The organism is Moraxella sp. K23 (assembly GCF_041154765.1).
In the GTDB taxonomy this organism is placed as follows: domain Bacteria; phylum Pseudomonadota; class Gammaproteobacteria; order Pseudomonadales; family Moraxellaceae; genus Faucicola; species Faucicola tetraodonis.
In genome coordinates, this window is the sequence record NZ_AP031595.1 from 405,866 (window position 1) to 422,272 (window position 16,407).

Here is a 16,407-nt window from a genome sequence, read left to right on the forward strand (position 1 = left end):
CTCCTTAAGTCTAGGCTGATTGATAGACAGTGAATGTGCTATCAACAAAGCGGGGTTAGTGGGTCAGGAACATTAATCTGGCTGTATAGGTGATTATTAGCCAACCTACCCATGGTTTGGCATCAGCTCAGATTAGGATAAAAATAGGTGCGAATTTTAACTAAATATCCCATGTAAGTCAATGTAAATTTTAGCTTTTTAATAACCCGTTAAACTAAAAAATCCTCCTCGTAGCCAATTGCCCTGTTTTAGCTAGCCAGTAAAAATTTTTGCTCGTTATTGTAACAAAATACACAATGATAGTAATGATTTAGCAAGGTGGCTTTAAAATGTTATTTTATTCATACCGCAGTAATGCTAATATAGTCACTAATTCTCATGTGATAACAACATACCGCTAAATGTCGTACTAGCCATTTGCCAGTCGACATTACCACGTAAAACATTACCATGCAAAAACAGTTTGTAGGGCTATTAAAAATTTATACATTGATGTGAAATTAGATTTCACCTTATTTGAAAGGAAAAGGTTATGCTACCGATATCAACACGCAATGCCACGCTAGCCAGTCTTATGCTTGCCTTAGGTCTTACCATGAGCGCATGTAGTAAGCATGAGTCAGCTGAAAGCAAACCAACCGAAGAAATTGCCGCACAGCAAGGTGAAATCGCTCGTGCAAACCATCCCATGCCAGTGGCTTCACAGCCTGCTTCATTTGTGCCACCGACAGCCGCCTCAGCCGCTGCCACCACGACGACAGCAACCGCTACCCAAGTTTCTGCTGATGCTGGCGAAAAATTGTTTGGTAGTGTATGTACCACTTGTCACACAGCAGGCTTGATGGGCGCACCAAAACTTGCTGATAAAGCCGCTTGGGCACCTCGCATTGCGCAAGGTAAAGACACGCTGTATAAACACGCCATCAGCGGCTATCAAGGAAAATCTGGTGTAATGCCAGCCAAAGGCGGTAGTCAAGCCTCTGATGATGAAGTAAAAGCTGCCGTCGATTATATGGTCTCAAAAGCAAGCTAATGGGTAATGCGCCATTTATAAAATAAAGGCTATACATTAAAGCCTATGCAACAACTAGTATCTAGCACTTTACTAAATCCAGTCACTAGCAAAATAGTTGGCTGGTTTTTTTATACGTTTTTTATACCCAATGTGCTTTGTTTTAACCCGCAGTTTGGTTATGATGAATGACTATGTTCAATCACCAAACCCTGTTAAGAAACCGCTATGACACCTGCCGTTAATCTTGCCAAAAAACTAAAAATCAACTTCCAATTACATGAATACCATCATGACGCTCATAGTGAAAGCTATGGGCTTGAAGCAGCAGAAAAACTACAAGTTGAGCCAAAGCGGGTATTTAAAACTTTGGTGGTGCAAGATGACAACGACAAACTCGCTGTTGCGATACTGCCTGTTGAGCATTTGCTAAACCTAAAAAAAATCGCCAAAGCCATTGGCAGTAAAAAAGCCCAAATGGCAGACCCCAAATTGGTAGAACGTACCACAGGCTATGTGCTAGGTGGGGTAAGCCCGCTCGGTCAAAAAAAACGCCTGCCCACGGTCATCGATCAATCGGCACAACACTTTGCGACCATTTATTGTAGTGGCGGTAGACGCGGCTTAGAGATTGAGTTGTCACCGTCGGATTTAGCAGGCGCAGTAAACGCCAAATTTGCAGATTTAATTCAAGAGTAAAGGATAACACCATGCCCAATGTCATTATTGAAGTGAGTCACGACCATCTTATTAGTCAGCCCGATAACCTATTAGCACGGGTCAATGATACGCTATGGCAGTCTGGCAACTTTAAGCTACAAAGTGATATCAAATCACGTATCTACTACCCAAACCACGTATTGGTGGGACTGAGCGATAGCGGAGATGAAGCCTTTGTTATGGCGCATTTTTATCTGATGCCAGGGCGTGATGACGCTACCATTCAATCATTGGCGCAGCGGATTGCCGATGCTATCAAAGCGCATCTGCAGGAATTCGAAAGTGAGGTGCCTGCTGGCAGTTTACAGATTTGCGTCAACTCCACCACGCTAAGCGCCAATTATGTCAAGCAGTATGTCTAATTCAAATAGAGGGGTTAGGGATAAAAATTGGCTGCTTTAAGGACATTTTTGCTGACTTTTGCCAACTGGTAAGATAGTAAGTTTGGCAACAAAACCCGCAGCAGCGGCCCCGTTGCTAGCCAATGACTAAACAGTCATTTGCGTTATTCTCAACTTATCGCAAACATAGTAAACTAGTCAAGATTTTGTTTTGTCTGCGGTATGTAAAAATTTTAATAAGCATCTTTTCACAAGCATCTTTTAAAGACATCATATAAAGACATCGTGCAAAACATCATTTTTCGGTTTTCCCCGTTGATTTCAACATAACTCAAGGAGTTAGCAATGATTTATCAAGGAAATAGCATCTCGGTATCGCTACTCGAAGACGGTATTGCTAAATTAAACTACGATAATCAAACTGAGAGCGTTAATAAATTTGACCAAGCCACCATCAAAGAATTTGGCGAAGCAGTCACGGCATTAGAACAATCTTCAGACGTTAAAGGTCTAATCGTTACTTCAGGAAAAAAAGTTTTCATAGCTGGTGCAGACATCACTGAATTTGTTGGTAACTTCAAAAAACCAGAAGGCGAGATTGCTTCGTGGGTACTTGACATCAACAAAACATTCAACCGTTTTGAAGACCTGCCTTTCCCAAAAGTTGCGGCAATCAATGGCGCATCCATGGGCGGCGGTACAGAGATGACGTTGGTGTGTGACTACCGTGTCATGAGTGACAAAGCGAGCATCGGTTTACCCGAAGTTAAATTGGGCATCTTCCCAGGCTTTGGTGGTTCAGTGCGCTTGCCACGTATCATCGGTATCGATAACGCGCTTGAAATCATCGCAACTGGCGAAGCACAAAAACCAGCCGCTGCATTGAAAGTCGGTATGGTGGATGCGGTTGTTGCCGCTGACCAGTTAGAGGCTTCAGCGATTGATTTAGTCAAAAAATGTATCGCAGGCGATCTAGATTGGAAAGCACGCCATGACGAAAAAATCAATCCAGTCAAATTAAACGCCCTAGAACAAACCATGGCGTTTAACTCAGCCAAAGGTGTACTGTTCTCAAAAGCCAATCCAGCCCAGTACCCAGCACCAAAAATTGCCTTAGAGTCCATCGAAAGACACGTGAACCTACCACGTGACAAAGCGTTAGAAATTGAATCTGCAGGTTTTGCAAAAGCAGCAAAAACCCCACAAGCAGAAAGCCTAGTCGGTCTATTCTTAAACGACCAAGCAGTTCGTAAACTTGCTAAAACGCACAGCGCCAAAGCGCATGATATTAAAGAAGCTGCTGTATTGGGCGCAGGTATCATGGGTGGTGGTATCGCTTACCAAGCCGCCTCAAAAGGCTTGCCAATCATCATGAAAGACATCAAGGCAGAGCAACTTGACTTAGGTATGCGCGAGGCCAGCAAACACCTATCAAGCGGTATGGCACGCGGTAAAGTAACCCCAGCACAAATGGGCGAAACCTTAAGCCGTATCCGTCCTACGCTCAACTACGGTGATTTTGGTGAGACTGACATCGTGATTGAAGCGGTTGTTGAAAATCCAAAAGTTAAACACGCGGTATTAAAAGAAGTTGAAGGGCTAGTTAAACACAACTGTATCCTAGCATCTAACACCTCGACTATCTCTATCACCTATTTAGCTTCGGTACTAGAGCGCCCAGAAAACTTCGTCGGCATGCACTTCTTTAACCCAGTCCATCGTATGCCGCTAGTTGAAGTAATTCGTGGTGAAAAATCAAGCGAAGAAGCGGTAGCGACTACGGTAGCGTTAGCAGAAAAAATGGGTAAAGTGCCCGTGGTGGTAAATGATTGCCCAGGTTTCTTAGTAAACCGCGTATTATTCCCTTACTTCGGTGCGTTTGACTTATTGATTAAACAAGGCGCTGACTTTGTTCAAATCGACAAAGTCATGGAAAAATTTGGTTGGCCAATGGGTCCTGCTTACTTGATGGACGTTGTGGGTATTGACACAGGAGTTCATGGGGCAGAAGTCATGGCGGAAGGCTTCCCAGACCGTATGAAACCCGACTACAAAGTGAGCGGTCAGATATTGTTTGAAGCCAATCGCTTAGGTCAAAAAAATGGCGTTGGTTTCTACAAATACGAAACGGATAAAAAAGGCAAGCCAGTTAAAACTGCCGATCCACAAACCGTTGAATTATTAAAACCATTTATCGATGCACCAAAACAGTTTGAAGACCAAGAAATTATCGATCGTTTGATGATTGCACTATGTAATGAAACGGTCCGCTGCTTAGAAGACAACATCGTGGCGACACCTGCAGAGGCAGATATGGCGATGATTATGGGTATTGGTTTCCCGCCATTCCGTGGTGGCCCATGTCGTTACATCGACCAAATCGGCCTACAAAATTACCTAGCCCTTTGCGACAAATACGCAAGCCTAGGTAAAGCCTATGAAGCGCCACAAATGATTCGTGATATGGCGGCAAATGGTAAAACTTTTTACCCACAAGCGTAATCGACGATTATAAATTTTAAGGAGAATAGAATGACTACATTAAGTCCAAAAGATGTCGTGATTGTCGATGGCGTTCGTACCGCAATGGGCAAATCAAAAAATGGTATGTTTCGCAATGTACGCGCTGACAGCATGTCTGCCGAGCTTGTTAAAGCCTTGGTAGCGCGTAACCCGTTTGATACCAAACTTGTAGAAGATGTTATCTGGGGCTGTGTCAACCAAACCCTAGAGCAAGGTATGAATATTGGTCGTAACATTGGTTTATTGGCTGAATTACCACGTACTACGGCAGGTCAAACGGTCAACCGTCTATGTGGTTCATCCATGCAAGCGCTTCACACCGCAGCGGCACAAATCATGACCGGTCAAGGTGATGTGTTCATTATCGGCGGTGTTGAGCATATGGGTCACGTGGGCATGATGCACGGTATTGACATCAACCCAGAGGCTTCAAAATATTATGCAAAAGCCTCTAACATGATGGGTTTAACCGCTGAAATGCTCGGACGTATGAATAACATCAGCCGTCAAGAACAAGATGCGTTTGGTGTAGAATCACATCGCCGTGCCTGGGAAGCGACACAGCAAGGTCGTTTCAAGAACGAAATCATCGGCATTGAAGGTCATGACGAAAACGGTAACCTACAACTTTGCACCATCGATGAGGTGATTCGTCCTGATGCCAATATGCAATCATTTGCGGCATTACGCCCCGTATTTGATCCTAAAGGCGGTACCGTAACAGCTGCCACCTCATCAGCCTTATCTGATGGTGCATCTGCGATGCTTATCATGTCTGCACAAAAAGCCAAAGATTTAGGACTAACACCGCGTGCCCGTATTCGCGGTATGGCAGTTGCAGGCTGTGATGCCGCTATCATGGGTTATGGGCCAGTGCCTGCCACCAAAAAAGCCTTAAAACGCGCTGGCATGAGCATCGACGATATGCAAACCATCGAGCTAAACGAAGCATTTGCCGCACAAGGCTTATCGGTTCTTAAGGGCTTAAACCTACAAGACAAACTAGACATCGTTAACCTAAATGGTGGCGCTATCGCGTTAGGTCACCCTCTAGGCTGTTCGGGTGCACGTATCACCACCACACTTCTAAATGTGATGGAACAACAAGACACCCAACTCGGTCTTGCCACCATGTGTATTGGTCTGGGTCAAGGGATTGCCACCATTATTGAACGTGTATAAACAGTTTGTTGTAACAAAAACCCTTGATTTCAATCAAGGGTTTTTTTACGCGGCCAGTTTTCTTCAGCCATGTTTTTTTACTAATATTGCTTTACTATAAAGTCTAAGAAATTTTTTACCAAATCTGTTATGTTGTCTAGATAAAAATAGATAAATATAGGTGTATTGTGAGTTTATTCCAAAATCTACTAATTATTTGTATATTAGTGTTGATTTCCAGTTTTTTCTCCATTTCCGAAATTGCCTTGGCAGGTGCTAGACGCATCAAGCTAAAGTTGTTGGCAGAATCGGGTGACAATCGCGCCAATAAAATTTTACATTTACAAGAAAATTCTGCCGAATTTTTTGCTACCTCACAAATAGGGCTAAATGCCGTGGCAATTTTGGGCGGTATTGTCGGTGAGTCTGCGCTTCGTCCCTACTTTATTGACCTTATTTCGCCATTTTATCAAGGCAAAATGCTTGATAATATCGGTTTTATAATGTCATTTTTGCTAGTCACTTTGTTGTTTATTTTGTTTGCTGATTTGATTCCCAAACGCATTGGCATGATTAACCCAGAACGCGTGGCGTTAGCGGTGATTGAGCCTGTCTTGTTGTCAATCAAAGTATTTAAGCCGCTGGCATGGATTATCAACGGGCTGGCAAATCTGATTTTTAGAATTTTTAAAATCAACATGGTAAGAGAAGAAAATATCACCTTTGATGATGTTTCTGCCGTGGTGGATGCAGGTGCACAAGCGGGGGTGCTGCTCAAGCAAGAACATCACTTTATCGAAAACGTTTTTGAGCTTGAAGAACGTAATGTGCCCTCTAGCATGACCACCCGTGAGGATGTGGTGTATTTCACCCTTGGCGAGTCTGAGCAAAGTATCCGCCAAAAAATCGCCAATTACCCGTATTCAAAATTTTTGGTATGTAAAGACCATATTGATGAAGTGATTGGCTATGTCGATACCAAAGATATTTTGGTAAAACTTCTTAGTAACCAGTCGCAAATTTTGCTCAATGAAACTACGATTCGTAATGTATTAATCATCCCCGATACATTAACCTTATCCGAGCTGCTAGACCGTTTTCGCTCTAGTAAAGAAAAATTTGCTGTGGTAATGAACGAGTATGCGCTCATTGTCGGTGTCATTACGCTCTCTGATATCATGATGACAGTGATGGGGGATTGGGTCGCACCGATTGAAGATGAGCAGCAGATTATCCAGCGTGATGAATTCTCATGGCTGATTGAAGGTACTACACCGATTGAAAATGTCAAACATGCGCTCGGTATCGAAGATTTTCCTGATTGGGATAATTATGAAACTTTAGCGGGTTTTATGATGTATAAACTGCGCAAAATTCCTCGTCCTGCGGATTTTGTTGAATATCAAGGTTATAAATTTGAAGTAGTCGATATTGATCATCATAAAATTGACCAATTACTCGTTACCCGTTATATCAAAGATGAAGAAAACCAAATTATCAGTGATAGTTAGTCAAGGTGACTGGGTAATACTGCCGCTTTGACATTGAAACTGATTAACTTTTTTCACGTTTCTTGTTAAAGTAGTTCATGGTTTCACCAAATCGTGAACTTTTTTCTTTTGGGCTTGGCAAATGGTAAAATTATTTTATGCTTGAAATCCGCCACCTTCAATTATTGACCGCACTACGTGAGCAAGGCTCGCTTGCTGCCGCGGCTGAGGACTTGTATGTCACGGCATCAGCAGTCTCCCATCAGCTCAAAGAAATCGAAAATTATTATGGTGTTAGCCTCGTCAATCGCCGCTCAAGACCACTAAGCTTTACCCCGGCGGGCAAAGAAGTACTCAAACTTGCGGACAGTGTGCTACCGCAATTTAATCGTACCACCGCCAACCTTAAAAGACTGGGTCGTGGTCAAACGGGACAATTGCGTTTGGCCTCGGAATGTCATAGTTGTTTTGATTGGTTGATGCCTATCCTTAATCGTTATCGCAGGGAATGGCAAGATGTTGAGCTGGACTTTAGCTCAGGCTTTGAACCTGAGCCTCACCAAATGCTACTCGATGAAGAAATTGATGTGCTTATCACAGCCAGTCGCTTACCCTTGGAGGGAATCAGCTATCTGCCGTTATTCCAATATGAAAGTCGCTTGGTGTTGTCACCAACGCACCCATTAGTCGATAAAAAATCGCCGATTTTGCCAGAAGATTTGATTGATGAAACGCTCATCGTCTATCCTGTGGAGGCCAAACGCCTTGATATCATCGCGCATTTTTTTGCCCCTGCAGGACTTGCGCCCAAGAAACTAAGAACCACAGAATTGACCGCGATGTTAATTCAGCTGGTTGCGAGCGAACGTGGGGTTGCCTCGTTACCGAATTGGGTGGTCAATGAATACGAAAAAAAAGGCTGGGTCATATCAAGGGCATTGGGGGAAGGCGTGTTTTGCCAGCTTTATGCGGCGACCCGTACCACAAGTAAAGAGGTGGCTTATATCCAAGGGTTTTTGGATTTACTGCCAGAGATTAGCCATAAATCAACATTACCCGCCCATCATCGAGCCTAATTGATTAAACCTAATCAATTAAAAATGCTGGGTGTGACATTACAACACTTATGTTGATGTATGCCACAGCCAAATTACATACCAACACACGCCAACAAAAGACACACCAACAGAAGCCAAAGCGAGCTCACCCAAAGTAGAATGGGATTACTTTGAAACTAGGTTAACCTCTTCAGGGGCGATATGCGTTGTCGCTAATACCGTAGGCTCATCATATTCAACTTTTTCAGTCACCAATTCTTCATGACGCAATGTCACAGGAATTTGCGTTTCATGACTGACGTTTTGGGTCATTAACTGTACTTTTTCCGCCACAATGGTTTCAATATTCACTTTCGCTGTTTGTTGAAGTAGAGGAATCTCAATCGGGGTATCGCCTAAAGTAATCGCTTGCCCATTCACCATCAACTGTGGCACATTGACGTTATTAGTAACCACACTAACTAAATTATCATGAGAGGCACTAGGCTGCGTAAACACATGTTCAATCACTAAGACTTCTTGATTGAGTGTCACAGGAACGTTAACTGTTTGGCTAATAATTTTTTTTGATAATTTAATATTGTCTTTGATAAATCGCTCAATTTGCACTTGGGGGCGTTCAGCTAATAGCTCTAAGGTGTTAGTGGTATCTTCACGAAGATCGACGGTTTTGACAATGTTATCATGAGTATGGGTATCATTAGTGTCTAGTTCGGTAGTATTTGTCATCGGGTTTTTCATAAAGTGTTTTCCATTGCAAAGTTATTGTTCCAAAATCCTGTAATAATATATAACAACCACAAAAAAGGCAGATGAAATCATCTGCCTTTTTCAAGCCAATGGCAACACCGTTGGCAGAAGTTAAAATCTATAGTAATCAATTATCTAATGATATTAATTATTAAAGTTTACGGGGCGCATTTGGATCAATTGCAGGTGATACATTACCATCGACGGTATCAACACCCGTTACACGCTCAACGCCATCTTTTTGTACATCTAACTCTTCACGGCGAACGGTTTCATTAAAGGTCTCAGTGCGAGTTTGTGCCACTTTATCTACGTTAACTTCTTCAGTGACATAAGTTTGTTTGTTAACATTTGCACGTTCTGCTTCAAGTTCAACCTCAATAGTAGCATTGTCATTATCACCAATGCTGCGATCAGTAGGTTTATTAACTGGTGTACGCTGGATATGCGCTTGTTCTTCAGTTAATTCAACGTTGACAGTGCGTGGCTCAGACACAACATGTTTACCAACTTTTAGTAAACCCGCTACGATTTTGTCTTTATTGACTGAAATGCGTTCTTCAAGTAACTGTAATGTATTAGGTGATTGGTAATCGTTATCAGTAAGCTTAACAGGTGTGGCAGCACGGTCAAATACGTGACGGTCACGAACCGTTTGTTCTTCAATACTGTAATTGTAGTCAGGATCGTAGCTATCCATTGTTTCAACAGTATCTCGGCTGAGCGAATCAAAGTATACATTGTCGTCTTGAATACGAGCTAGACCCGCTGGTACTAAAACTTCTTTCGAGCTAAACCAGCCACCTACATCAACAATGAAATAGCGAATACGGCCTGTGCTCTCATCAACTAAAGCACCTTGAATACTACCCACTTTGTCGCCATTGGCGCCATAAGCGGTTTTACCAGTTGGATCAAAATAATCGTTACCTAAAAGGTCAACGTGGGTATCTTGGATATCGCGTAAACGTATTAAACTTGCCATGGAAAAATCTCCTTTAGATATCTTATTGTTTATTTTTTATTAAGGTAGTTAAGTTAAAAACTAAATAAATATAAGATAGTTTTTTATAGTTAAATGAAAATTGTTATAATAAAATTTTTAAAATTCAACAAATTAGCTGTTTCACAGCTACTTGGTTGTTGAAACAGATGCTTGATTGTTGAAATCGCCGATGATAAAAACGATGAAAAATGTCATACGCTTAATCGTTCGACTTGCAAACAAGATTACTGAAAAAAGCTCCCATTAAGTAGTAGGATTTGATAAATTTTTGTTTAGAGGGTGTAATTGGCAGTTGTCTTAAGTAACTTTTGCAACCAAGCGTAAAAAAAATTGGCTTTTAGCAATAAATTAAAAACATAGAAAAAAGTCGGGTAGAGCACTTAGCGCGAAACACCATTGCCCACCCAATAAGGCGTTATAAAAGATAAGTAATAAAAAATAATGAGTTATCAACATATATATTAGGTGATTTTCGATGACAAAATATCAGGGCAAAATAACCCGCTGGCAAGATGACAAAGGCTTTGGATTTATTGAGCGGACGGATAACAATTTACAAAACTCAGCCATCTTTTTTCATATCAGTGAATACCGAGCAAACCAACGTCCTGTGCTTAATGAAGCGGTAGTTTTTGAAATAGGGCAAGGCAGAGATGGCAAACCCTGTGCTATCAACGTGCAGCAACAGACGTTTGTCAGACAAAAAATTGCCCAGCAACATGCCCGCCAAGTTCGTCAAGCTCAAAATGACCTTAAAAATCAAACATTACTCACGTGGGTGGCTATTGGGGTGCTGTTTTTTGTGTTACTGACCGCTGTTGTGCTGGTTAAGCACTTACCCTTATGGATTATTGGTTGGTATTTTGCGATAAGTTTGGCGACCTATCTGCTATACGCGCATGATAAAAAAGCTGCACAAAATGGAGATTGGCGCGTGCAAGAAGCGTCACTCCATAAATTAGCTTTTGCTGGGGGTTGGGTAGGGGCGGCGTTTGCCCATTGGTTATTGCGCCATAAATCAACCAAACCAGAATTTCGTAGGGCTTTTTACTTGACAGTGATGGGTAATCTTTTAGCTTTGGCAATCATAAGTTATATCAACCTAAAAATCAGATGATTGCTTGATAGATTGATTGTTATAGATCGATCGTTGAGTAAAAAAATCCCTAATATAGATTAGGGATTTTTTTTAGCATGAGACAATTAGATTAATTCAATCGCTAATGCAACGGCTTCACCGCCACCGATACATAGGCTGGCAATGCCTTTTTTGCCGCCTGTGCGTTTGAGTGAGTTGATGAGTGTGACTACAATACGCGCACCTGATGCCCCCACGGGATGACCTAATGCACAAGCACCGCCTTCGATATTAACCTTAGCATGGTCAAGGTCATTTTCTTGCATAGCAAGCATGGTTACCATAGCGAATGCTTCATTGATTTCCCAAAGATCAACGTCTTCTTTGCTCCAGCCAGCTTTTGCTAAAACTTTTTTCACACACTCGATGGGCGCGATGGTAAATTCGCTTGGGTGTTGTGAGTGAGTGGCTTGGGCAACGATACGTGCGACTGGTTTTAAACCTTTTTCTTTGGCTTTGTCTTCTGACATCAATACAACGGCGGCTGCCCCATCAGAGATTGAGCTTGAGTTAGCGGCAGTGACTGTACCATCTTTTGAGAACGCGGGTTTTAAGGTTGGGATTTTGTCTACATTGGCTTTACCAGGTTGTTCATCCGTGTCAATGACCACATCGCCTTTACGAGTTTTCACGGTAACTGGAACGATTTCGTTTTTGAAGTGACCTTCATTGATGGCAGTATTGGCGCGTTTTAGCGATTCGATAGCAAATGCATCCATCGCCTCACGTGTGATGCCCCGTTTATCTGCCATTTCTTGCGCAAATGCACCCATTAACTTGCCGGTATCAGCATCTTTAAGACCATCTAAGAACATGGTATCTTTGATCTCGCCATCTCCCATGCGATAACCACCACGTGCCTTTGGTAGTACATAAGGGGCGTTGGTCATTGATTCCATACCACCTGCTACCACGATATCAAACTCACCACTACGAATTGAGTTGGCACCAAGCATGATAGCTTTCATACCAGAACCACAAAGTTTGTTGACATTGACTGCGCCTGTGGCATCTGGGATACCTGCTTTACGCATCGCTTGACGCGCTGGGCTTTGACCTGCACCTGCGGTTAAGATACACCCCATGATAACCTCGTCAATCTCTTCTGGTTTTACGCCGGCACGGTTAACGGCTTCTTTAATCACGGTTGCACCAAGCTCTGGCATTGATACTTCGTTCAAATCACCTTGGAATCCACCCATTGGGGTGCGAACGCCATCCACGATTACGACTGAATTTTCCATATTAAATTTCCTTTGAGTTAGGGTTTCTGTTGTCACAAGCAAACTACGACCTAAATCACTAGGGTCTATAAACAGGGTTGTAAACGGCAACCATGCCAATCACAATAGATGTTTTAAGTTTTGCTAATGCGATACATTTCATATTATCATAGTTAAAATACAAATTAAACTACTGAAAATACTGTAAAATATCTCAGTCAAGTCTACCTAAATTTTACTGCATTAACTCATCCAACCGAATGCGCACCACCTTATCTGTCACGGTATCTAACGCTTCAATTTTTGCAATCGCTTCATTCATATTGCGCTCAACAACGGGGTCAACCATAATAATGACAGGCAAATCAGTGCTAGTATCATCATGTGCTGGCTGTTGCAAAATTGCATCAATACTAATTTTAGACTCACTTAAAATGCGGGTGACTTCTGCTAGTACACCTAAATCATCTTTGACCTGTAGGCGCAGATAGTAGCCTGTGATCATTTCATCGCTTGATAAGATGCGTGTGTTATTGAGTGTCTCAGGCTGGAACGCCAGATGCGGCACCAAATTGGCGGTTGAATCATTGGTCTCAGCAAGGGCGCGTACCATGTCCACCACATCTGCCATCACAGCGGATGCGGTCGCGCCTGCGCCGGCACCCGAACCGTAATACAAGGTTTGTCCGACAGGCTCTGCGTCAACCATGATGGCATTTTTTACCCCATTCACATTGGCAAGTAACACCTGTTTTGGAATCAAAGTCGGGTGTACACGTAATTCAATACCTTCTTCACCACTGTCTAAAATACGACGTTTGGCAAACCCTAAATGCTTGATACGGTAGCCAAGCTCGTTGGCATAACGTACATCTTGCTGGGTGATTTTGGTAATGCCTTCACAGTAAACTTTGTCAAATTGTAGCGGGATACCAAACGCAATTGACGCAAGTAGCGTTAATTTATGCGCAGCATCAATCCCTTCGACATCAAATGTCGGATCGGCTTCGGCATAACCCAGGGCTTGGGCTTCAGCGAGGACATCTGCAAAGTCGCGCTTTTTATCGCGCATTTCAGTCATGATAAAGTTGCCTGTACCATTGATGATGCCCGCGAGCCAATCGATTTTGTTGGCAGCTAAGCCTTCACGCAAGATTTTGATAATCGGAATACCGCCGGCAACCGCGGCTTCATACGCCACTTTGACGCCGTTGGCATCTGCCTTGGCAAAAATCTCATTGCCATGTTCTGCCAATAATGCTTTGTTGGCAGTCACAATATGTTTGCCATGCTCGATTGCCGCTAAAATCACCTCTTTAGCTGTGGTCGTACCGCCCATCAATTCCACCACAATATCCACATCATCTTGCTGAATGATAGCAAGCAAATCGGCAGATTGTTTGATGTCTGTTGGAATATCGGTACGGTTGCGACGCGTCCCTACGTGGGTAATTTTAATCTCACGTCCTGTGCGACGCATCATTTCATCAAGGTTGTTTTGTAGCAGTTCAACCACCCCAGTACCCACAGTACCAAGCCCTAAAATCGCTAATTGAATAGGTCGATTATTCATAAAAAAAATTCTCAAATGTCAAAAATATAAAAATAAAAGTTTAAAAATTGGCTAGCTAAATATACCATGCTAACTTGTGATTGGTAAGGTATAAAATCTAATTGCCCAAAAAAATTAAAATAAAAAAACCAGCTAATGAGCACTAGCTGGTTTTTATCCCATCAGGGGTGATGAACTTATTTGAGGTTGAGCGCCTGTGCCAATTCAGCAGGTGGCACATAACCGCCAAGTTGATGACCTTCTGTGTCAAACACGGCTGGGGTGCCATTGATACCCAAATTTGCGCCTAATTCATAAATTTTACGTACGGGGTTACTGCAAGTCGGTGCATTGATAGGCAGGCCCAATTTGGCATCGGTTAAGGCTTTTTTGCGGTCACTGCTACACCAGATTTTTTCCATGATTGGCATGGTCTGTTCACTACGTGGCCAAGGTAGATAACGTACTTCGATACCCAGTGCATTTACTTCATCAATTTCACTGTGGAATTTACGGCAATAACCACAATCTGCATCGGTAAACACATATATTGCCGCTTTCGTCTGCCCCTTGGCAGGGAAGATAATCATGTCTTTTTTATCAATGGTGGCAAGGCTGGCTTTCGCATCTTGCGCTTGCAAGTTCGCTGAGATGTGCTCAGGTTTGGCACCACCGACTTTGATGATATCCCCTTGTACCACATATTGACCTGTCGCATCGGTGAAAAATGCCGGTAAACCTTCGGCTTTGACCCAATAGATGTTTGGCATACTCGTCGCTGTCACCGAGGTGATTTTGGCGGTGATACCTGATTCGGCTAAATTTGCCGCCAGCATTTGCTGTAGCTGTGATTCATTTTTTGTCACGGTGGCTGAGCTGCTACTCGCTTCGTGTTTCTGACTTTCAGAATTGACGGGTGTGCGCGATTGGGCATTATCACAACCTGCCAAACCAACAATGCCAGCCACGGTGATGACACTGGTAATTAAACGGGTAGCTAATGAGGTTTTAGAACGATAAGTTGCAAAACGAATGAGCATGAGAAAACCCACAGAACGTTAATATAGGTTTTTATTTTACCATATTGTTATGGCGTATGAGCGCTACCCCTGTCAACTTATTGTTAATAATCTATCAGGTCTACTAGGTCGGGGCTCACATTTTTGCCCGTTCCAATCTTTCTGCTCGTCTCAATCTTTCCGCTTGTTTCAATCTTTTGGTGCGCTAAAAGCAACCGGCTCAAAGCCAAGTTCTATTAATGGATTAAAAGGTTGTTTAACAAAGTTTGCTTAACTAGGTTTTTTAAAAAAATTCAGCGTTTAAGCAAATAACTTTTGATAAGTTGCAATACAATTTAAACATTGTGTTTGAATGACAAATTTGTAAACTAATAAATCGTCAGCCAGTTTAATAACTATTATTATTTTTTCATCTTTTACTATTTTTTAGGAATTTATCATGGCAATTGCTAGTTTATTAACCTTACTCGACGATATTAGTGTCATCCTAGATGATGTATCGGTGATGACAAAAGTCGCTGCCAAAAAAACGGCGGGCGTGTTGGGCGATGATTTGGCACTCAACGCCAATCAAGTATCAGGGGTACGAGCCGATCGCGAGTTGCCTGTGGTGTGGAGTGTCGCCAAAGGCTCTTTAGTCAATAAAGTGATTTTAGTGCCGCTGGCTTTGATTATCAGTGCAATTTCACAAACCTTGGTAACAGGATTATTGATGATTGGTGGTTTATATCTGTGTTATGAAGGGGCAGAAAAAGTGGTGCACAAATTTTGGCCACACCCCGCGAGCAATGATCCCGAGCAAGCCGAGCGGTTAGCAGCCAATGCCGATGAAAGTGTGGATTTGGTGGCGCATGAAAAAGAAAAAATCAAAGGGGCAGTGCGGACAGATTTTATTTTATCCGCTGAAATCATTGTGATTACACTCGGCACCATCGCGGCAACGGTGCCTTTACTGAATAAAGCGGCAACACTGGTAGCAATTTCACTCATCATGACAGTGGGTGTGTATGGCTTTGTTGCCATGATTGTCAAGATAGATGATTTGGGGCTGCACTTGCAGCAAAAATCGTCATCAGCGGCACAAAGTATAGGTAAAGCCTTATTAGCCTTTGCGCCTATTTTGATGAAAGTGCTATCAATCGCCGGTACTTTGGCGATGTTCTTGGTCGGTGGTGGTATTTTGGCACACGGCGTTGGTGCGTTATATCATGGGATTGAACATTTAGGTGACTTGTCAGGGGCGTTTTCAGGCTTAACCACTAACTTATTAAATGCACTGGTTGGTTTGGTAGCAGGTTTGGTGGTAGTTGCGATCATGACAGTCATCTCAAAAATTCGTAATAAGCCTGCCCATTAGACAAGCCCACTCATTCATTGTATCTAAAATTTGTAGCTAAAATAAAAAAGCAGTTTA

Annotated in this window: 14 protein-coding genes; 9 read left to right on the forward strand and 5 right to left on the reverse strand. The window is 42.6% G+C overall.

The genetic code is table 11. The features are described 5' to 3' along the window. The first annotated feature begins 532 nt into the window (after positions 1-532). The 7 genes from ACAM37_RS01720 (at position 533) to ACAM37_RS01750 (ending at position 8,323) form a co-directional block, all read left to right on the forward strand. The gene (locus tag ACAM37_RS01720; protein WP_007115523.1) at positions 533-1,033 is read left to right on the forward strand and encodes a c-type cytochrome; all 501 of its coding nucleotides are present in this window, start codon (positions 533-535) and stop codon (positions 1,031-1,033) included. Positions 1,034-1,240: 207 nt separating this feature from the next. Beyond that, the gene (gene ybaK / locus ACAM37_RS01725; RefSeq protein WP_007115525.1) at positions 1,241-1,711 is read left to right on the forward strand and encodes a Cys-tRNA(Pro) deacylase; all 471 of its coding nucleotides are present in this window, start codon (positions 1,241-1,243) and stop codon (positions 1,709-1,711) included. 11 nt (positions 1,712-1,722) lie between these two features. Further along, positions 1,723-2,094 (forward strand): 5-carboxymethyl-2-hydroxymuconate Delta-isomerase, encoded by a 372-nt coding sequence (locus tag ACAM37_RS01730; protein WP_369626400.1) that lies wholly within the window; start codon positions 1,723-1,725, stop codon positions 2,092-2,094. A gap of 324 nt (positions 2,095-2,418) precedes the next feature. Continuing rightward, on the forward strand, positions 2,419-4,575 hold the full coding sequence (gene fadB / locus ACAM37_RS01735; RefSeq protein ID WP_369626401.1) for a fatty acid oxidation complex subunit alpha FadB: 2,157 nt from the start codon (positions 2,419-2,421) through the stop codon (positions 4,573-4,575). Positions 4,576-4,605: 30 nt separating this feature from the next. Then, entirely contained in the window at positions 4,606-5,778 is a 1,173-nt protein-coding gene (gene fadA, locus ACAM37_RS01740) for an acetyl-CoA C-acyltransferase FadA (protein WP_007115528.1), read from the forward strand. Between the two features lie 167 nt (positions 5,779-5,945). After that, on the forward strand, positions 5,946-7,268 hold the full coding sequence (gene paeA / locus ACAM37_RS01745; RefSeq protein ID WP_099808456.1) for a polyamine export protein PaeA: 1,323 nt from the start codon (positions 5,946-5,948) through the stop codon (positions 7,266-7,268). A 137-nt stretch (positions 7,269-7,405) separates the two neighbouring features. Beyond that, positions 7,406-8,323: a LysR family transcriptional regulator gene (locus tag ACAM37_RS01750; protein WP_007115530.1), complete on the forward strand. Its 918-nt coding sequence runs from the start codon at positions 7,406-7,408 to the stop codon at positions 8,321-8,323. Between the two features lie 147 nt (positions 8,324-8,470). Here the strand turns inward: ACAM37_RS01750 and ACAM37_RS01755 are convergent, their stop codons facing one another. Beyond that, positions 8,471-9,034 carry a DUF2382 domain-containing protein gene (locus ACAM37_RS01755; protein ID WP_175405680.1) on the reverse strand — a complete coding sequence of 188 codons (564 nt, stop codon included), beginning with the start codon at positions 9,032-9,034 and terminating at the stop codon, positions 8,471-8,473. Positions 9,035-9,206: 172 nt separating this feature from the next. Then, complete coding sequence (locus tag ACAM37_RS01760; protein WP_138018542.1) at positions 9,207-10,040, reverse strand: DUF2382 domain-containing protein; 834 nt, start codon at positions 10,038-10,040, stop codon at positions 9,207-9,209. A 496-nt stretch (positions 10,041-10,536) separates the two neighbouring features. On the opposite strand from ACAM37_RS01760, the gene ACAM37_RS01765 reads away from it, so the two are divergent. Further along, positions 10,537-11,178 (forward strand): DUF1294 domain-containing protein, encoded by a 642-nt coding sequence (locus tag ACAM37_RS01765; RefSeq protein ID WP_138018543.1) that lies wholly within the window; start codon positions 10,537-10,539, stop codon positions 11,176-11,178. An 86-nt stretch (positions 11,179-11,264) separates the two neighbouring features. Here the strand turns inward: ACAM37_RS01765 and ACAM37_RS01770 are convergent, their stop codons facing one another. The 3 genes from ACAM37_RS01770 to ACAM37_RS01780 all read right to left on the reverse strand — a co-directional run bounded on the left by ACAM37_RS01770 (position 11,265) and on the right by ACAM37_RS01780 (position 15,014). Beyond that, entirely contained in the window at positions 11,265-12,443 is a 1,179-nt protein-coding gene (locus ACAM37_RS01770; protein WP_312522427.1) for a thiolase family protein, read from the reverse strand. A 214-nt stretch (positions 12,444-12,657) separates the two neighbouring features. Further along, positions 12,658-13,995, reverse strand: a complete 1,338-nt coding sequence (locus tag ACAM37_RS01775) for a homoserine dehydrogenase (protein ID WP_369626402.1) — start codon at positions 13,993-13,995, stop codon at positions 12,658-12,660. Between the two features lie 176 nt (positions 13,996-14,171). Next, positions 14,172-15,014, reverse strand: a complete 843-nt coding sequence (locus tag ACAM37_RS01780; RefSeq protein WP_007115537.1) for a DsbC family protein — start codon at positions 15,012-15,014, stop codon at positions 14,172-14,174. Between the two features lie 418 nt (positions 15,015-15,432). Here ACAM37_RS01780 and ACAM37_RS01785 point away from each other — a divergent pair, with 418 nt between their 5' ends. After that, positions 15,433-16,350: a DUF808 domain-containing protein gene (locus tag ACAM37_RS01785; RefSeq protein ID WP_369626403.1), complete on the forward strand. Its 918-nt coding sequence runs from the start codon at positions 15,433-15,435 to the stop codon at positions 16,348-16,350. The last annotated feature ends 57 nt before the right edge of the window (positions 16,351-16,407 follow it).

Coding starts and splice junctions, on each gene's coding strand:
- ACAM37_RS01760 (WP_138018542.1), bottom strand. CDS start 10,040: ATGGCAAGTTTAATACGTTTACGCGATATCCAAGATACCCACGTTGAC.
- ACAM37_RS01720 (WP_007115523.1), top strand. CDS start 533: ATGCTACCGATATCAACACGCAATGCCACGCTAGCCAGTCTTATGCTT.
- ACAM37_RS01750 (WP_007115530.1), top strand. CDS start 7,406: ATGCTTGAAATCCGCCACCTTCAATTATTGACCGCACTACGTGAGCAA.
- ybaK (WP_007115525.1), top strand. CDS start 1,241: ATGACACCTGCCGTTAATCTTGCCAAAAAACTAAAAATCAACTTCCAA.
- fadB (WP_369626401.1), top strand. CDS start 2,419: ATGATTTATCAAGGAAATAGCATCTCGGTATCGCTACTCGAAGACGGT.
- ACAM37_RS01755 (WP_175405680.1), bottom strand. CDS start 9,034: ATGACAAATACTACCGAACTAGACACTAATGATACCCATACTCATGAT.
- ACAM37_RS01770 (WP_312522427.1), bottom strand. CDS start 12,443: ATGGAAAATTCAGTCGTAATCGTGGATGGCGTTCGCACCCCAATGGGT.
- ACAM37_RS01785 (WP_369626403.1), top strand. CDS start 15,433: ATGGCAATTGCTAGTTTATTAACCTTACTCGACGATATTAGTGTCATC.
- ACAM37_RS01730 (WP_369626400.1), top strand. CDS start 1,723: ATGCCCAATGTCATTATTGAAGTGAGTCACGACCATCTTATTAGTCAG.
- fadA (WP_007115528.1), top strand. CDS start 4,606: ATGACTACATTAAGTCCAAAAGATGTCGTGATTGTCGATGGCGTTCGT.
- ACAM37_RS01780 (WP_007115537.1), bottom strand. CDS start 15,014: ATGCTCATTCGTTTTGCAACTTATCGTTCTAAAACCTCATTAGCTACC.
- ACAM37_RS01765 (WP_138018543.1), top strand. CDS start 10,537: ATGACAAAATATCAGGGCAAAATAACCCGCTGGCAAGATGACAAAGGC.
- ACAM37_RS01775 (WP_369626402.1), bottom strand. CDS start 13,995: ATGAATAATCGACCTATTCAATTAGCGATTTTAGGGCTTGGTACTGTG.